The sequence below is a fragment of the Mesorhizobium sp. M2C.T.Ca.TU.002.02.1.1 genome (assembly GCF_003997225.1).
Genome location: NZ_RZTO01000716.1, coordinates 1 through 3,199, shown reverse-complemented (window position 1 = coordinate 3,199; position 3,199 = coordinate 1). Strand labels below are relative to the sequence as shown.

The following is a 3,199-nucleotide window of genomic DNA, read 5'->3' as shown; positions in this document are numbered from 1 at the left end:
GCATTGATGCGTGTGTCGGTGCCCGGGCTGTAGTAGTAATTGGGGCCATAGGCGGTGCAGACCTTGACATATTCGACCGGCTTGGCCGCTGCCGCCGCCGGAAAGCCGCTTGCCGCGGCCAGAAATGCTAACGAAACAAGACGATGAATGCCCTGCATGCGGTGGTCCCCCGAAAATGGATTGAGAAAGCCCTAGCGCGAAAACCACCATCGAGGTCCGCACCGCGTCAATAGGGGATTCCGAGCCAATACCTGACTTTTACTGGGAGCATTTCTAGTGAAAGTGAACCTGTTGCCAGGAGGTCACAGTAGATTGCTCGTTCTATTCAAAAACTCGCGAGGGGTGCGAAGCTTATCAATTAGATATATCTAATAGACAGCTATCTTCTCAAGCCCGCGCGCCTTCAGCGGGAGTTCAAGCATCTCCATGGGGCAAACCGTCGGGCGCGGATGATCCACGTCCGGTCGTTATAGGAGATCGTTATCGGGATGAGCCGGCGGCGGGGCGGGCCCCGGAGATCAGGCCTTGGCTTTCGGTTTGACCGCCTTTGCCTTGGCGGGGGCCTTGGCTTTGGGCTTCTCGGCCTTGGCAGCGGCCTTCTTCGGACTCTTCGCCTTCGGCTTGCCTGCCGCATCGATCTCGGCGGTCGCCTGATCCCAATGCTCGAGATGCGCGCCTTCCGGCCGGCCGGCCTGCTCCCAGATCTCGTGCGCCCGCTGGCGAATGCGTTCGTGCCTGTCGTCCGTCACTGTCGCCTCCTGATGTTGGGAAGGTTCCCGGGTGCGAACATTAGCCGAATTTTCGCGCGACGTCTTCGCGATCGCGCATGGAAGCGACAGACTTTGACGGCAATTTCGCTCAGTGTCCGTCGGTGACGACCGCGATGCCGAGATGCGCTGCCTTCTTTGTGATCAATCCGGCCAAATCCGCGTCAGAGCGGTCAGTGCCTGTGCGCTGGCGTAGCAGGGAAATTGCCTCTTGCATCGACAGCAGCCCGGTCCTGTGCTCGGCCAGCAGCTTGTCGACCATGGCGGCGACGCCCGGTGATTCGACGTGTGGATGATGCATGGCAACGACTCCTCTTCGTTGCCTCCCAAACCCGCTGTTAATCCTACGCCATATGCCTACTTGCGAGAAGAGCCCGATCCCGCGGATGGACCGGGCTCTTTCGGGGATCACGCGTTACTGGATCACCTGAACGACACGGCGCGTGCCGGGGTCGATCAGCACCGTGTGATCGTTGACGACCGCGTAGCGGTACTGGACGTCGGGAACCTCCTGCAGCTCGACGGTGTCGGGCACGGTGGAGCCTATGCCGAGCTCGAGGCCGAGCACGTTGACCGAGGCGACCGGATGCCTGTGGACATATTCCTTGACCACGGTCTGCTGCTCAGGGGTGACAATCACCTCGTCCGCGGCCGCGATGCCGATACCGGCCATCAATGCCAGGCCGGCGACAGCTGGAATGAGGATGGTTTTCATCGTTTCTCTCCTGTTGCGTTGGCGAGCTCCGCCTGGTCTCCGCGGGGCGGAAACACCGGCAGGTCGAACGTTGGAGCTCCCGGGGCAAACGCCCCTGGCAAGGTGTTGTTCCGTCAGCGACGACTAATTGATTTGGCGGAACCTTCGCATCGGCCCAGCATTGGAAGGCATTGAAACTTCCCAAACTTTGAAATCCATAGGGCGGCGGCGTCATGCGAAAAGGTCCCATCAGAAGCGACATCGAATTTCGGTCCCCGGTGGCGATCGCAGTCGGCGCCGGTTTCAAGCGCGAAATCACCTCGCTGACCGCGATGCAGAACTTTCTCAAGGAGTGGCCGCCGGCCCCGCGCGACGAGAGCTACGTCAATGCGCTGCGCTCCTGCGAGGCGGCGCGGGCCGGAGAGATCGATCTCGACGAGGCGCGGCAGGCATTCCTGATCTTTGCGAAGAAGGCGGGGATCGAGTGGACCGGCGCCGATCCGGTCGTGGTGCTGCGCGAAGCAAAGATCAGGCGCAGGCGGGCGCGCGAAAGCCGGGCGCAGAACCGACACGTGCCTGGGTAGGTCCAGCCTGGCGCATTCACACGCCACAGACATCGGCCTTGCTGCAGGTTCTAGGATTTTGGCCGGCAAGTCCCGAGAGCAAGCCAGGCGCTGCCTGGTGTTCGTTTTGCCTGCAGACCGCCGCCTTGCCGGCCGACGGTCGACTGGATCGATACGGGATTTCGGCTGGTGGCCGCTATCAGCTCGGCGTCGATTCGCCCAGGGCCTCGGTAACGAAGGACGCGGCGATCAGATCGTCCGCGTCGATGCGTAGGGAGCCCTCGCCGCCCCCCATGATGGCCGCGACTTTTTGGAAGGTCTTCATCTCATGCTCGGTGATCCGGGCATCCCGCATCCTGGCTCTTAGATCGGCAACCCGCATCCCGAGCGAACGGGATGTTCCGATTTCTCGTTTCGACATGTCGGTCAGTCTCCTCCCCCAACCCGTGCCTGTTTCGCCGCCGCCCGAATCCGCATCCTGCGCATGCTTGTGTTCTCTATGAGGCAGATCGCGAACACAGAGGCGGCAACGCCTGCCCGGGGTGAAAGGTTCCGTTAGCGTTTGGTAACGAATTAATACTGGTTAACGGCCAGCCGCCCGGCCAGCGACGGGCCGTCAACCCACAAGTGGATGGACCCTACTGCAGGACCTGGACGATCTTGCGCGTGCCGGGATCGACAACAACCGTCTGATTGTCGACGACGACGTAACGGTATTTGACGTTCGGCACTTCATGCAGCTCGACGGTGTCGGGAAGGACGCTGCCGACACTGAGCTTGACGCCGGGAACCTCGATCGAGGCCAGCGGCTGCTTGTGCACATATTCGCGGATGACCGTTTCCTGTTCGGGCTCGATCACCACGTCCTGGGCGGCGACCGCGCCGGCGCCGGCAAAAAGCAGCAGGCCCGCCGCAGCGGTTGTGAGGTGCATTTTCATTATCTTCTCCTTGCTTTTATAAGTTGCCTCTCACGCTGCGCCTGCGATTTCACAGCCGGTAGGCATTGGGCGTAACGCCGACCGACAGGCCTTGTTCCTGCAAAAATCCGCCGCCGTCATTTTCGCGAAACATAGCCGGCGCCCGGCCCGACAATTTCGGAACAATGCTTTTCGAGCGTGGTTTTCTCAGCGAAGGGACCGAACTTTCCAAGGAGAAATCCGATGAAACACCTGCTT

Annotated in this window: 8 protein-coding genes; 1 reads left to right on the top strand and 7 read right to left on the bottom strand. The window is 61.0% G+C overall.

Annotation, left to right across the window (positions count from 1 at the left end; all coding sequences use genetic code 11):
• The 4 genes from EOD07_RS28205 to EOD07_RS28190 form a co-directional block, all read right to left on the bottom strand.
• Window positions 1–158: porin (locus tag EOD07_RS28205; protein WP_206519579.1), on the bottom strand; the 158-nt coding region annotated here is incomplete at its 3' end.
• A 360-nt stretch (window positions 159–518) separates the two neighbouring features.
• A complete protein-coding gene (locus EOD07_RS28200; RefSeq protein WP_073987465.1) occupies window positions 519–749 on the bottom strand; it encodes a DUF2934 domain-containing protein in 231 nt (76 codons plus the stop codon).
• A 109-nt stretch (window positions 750–858) separates the two neighbouring features.
• Window positions 859–1,068 carry a hypothetical protein gene (locus EOD07_RS28195; RefSeq protein WP_127237713.1) on the bottom strand — a complete coding sequence of 70 codons (210 nt, stop codon included), beginning with the start codon at window positions 1,066–1,068 and terminating at the stop codon, window positions 859–861.
• A 114-nt stretch (window positions 1,069–1,182) separates the two neighbouring features.
• The gene (locus tag EOD07_RS28190; RefSeq protein ID WP_073987463.1) at window positions 1,183–1,482 is read right to left on the bottom strand and encodes a DUF1236 domain-containing protein; all 300 of its coding nucleotides are present in this window, start codon (window positions 1,480–1,482) and stop codon (window positions 1,183–1,185) included.
• A 257-nt stretch (window positions 1,483–1,739) separates the two neighbouring features.
• Here EOD07_RS28190 and EOD07_RS28185 point away from each other — a divergent pair, with 257 nt between their 5' ends.
• Window positions 1,740–2,045, top strand: a complete 306-nt coding sequence (locus tag EOD07_RS28185; protein ID WP_245470523.1) for a DUF982 domain-containing protein — start codon at window positions 1,740–1,742, stop codon at window positions 2,043–2,045.
• A 178-nt stretch (window positions 2,046–2,223) separates the two neighbouring features.
• Here EOD07_RS28185 and EOD07_RS28180 read toward each other — a convergent pair whose 3' ends face one another.
• From EOD07_RS28180 to EOD07_RS38205, 3 genes are all read right to left on the bottom strand, one after another.
• Window positions 2,224–2,445 (bottom strand): hypothetical protein, encoded by a 222-nt coding sequence (locus tag EOD07_RS28180; RefSeq protein ID WP_073987460.1) that lies wholly within the window; start codon window positions 2,443–2,445, stop codon window positions 2,224–2,226.
• Between the two features lie 217 nt (window positions 2,446–2,662).
• On the bottom strand, window positions 2,663–2,962 hold the full coding sequence (locus EOD07_RS28175; RefSeq protein ID WP_073987459.1) for a DUF1236 domain-containing protein: 300 nt from the start codon (window positions 2,960–2,962) through the stop codon (window positions 2,663–2,665).
• 49 nt (window positions 2,963–3,011) lie between these two features.
• A partial coding sequence (locus EOD07_RS38205; protein ID WP_206519578.1) for a hypothetical protein occupies window positions 3,012–3,199 on the bottom strand: 188 nt, incomplete at its 5' end.

What these genes read in the sequence shown, in the direction of transcription:
- EOD07_RS28175 (WP_073987459.1), bottom strand. Translation starts at nt 2,962, where the DNA reads ATGAAAATGCACCTCACAACCGCTGCGGCGGGCCTGCTGCTTTTTGCC.
- EOD07_RS28190 (WP_073987463.1), bottom strand. Translation starts at nt 1,482, where the DNA reads ATGAAAACCATCCTCATTCCAGCTGTCGCCGGCCTGGCATTGATGGCC.
- EOD07_RS28195 (WP_127237713.1), bottom strand. Translation starts at nt 1,068, where the DNA reads ATGCATCATCCACACGTCGAATCACCGGGCGTCGCCGCCATGGTCGAC.
- EOD07_RS28180 (WP_073987460.1), bottom strand. Translation starts at nt 2,445, where the DNA reads ATGTCGAAACGAGAAATCGGAACATCCCGTTCGCTCGGGATGCGGGTT.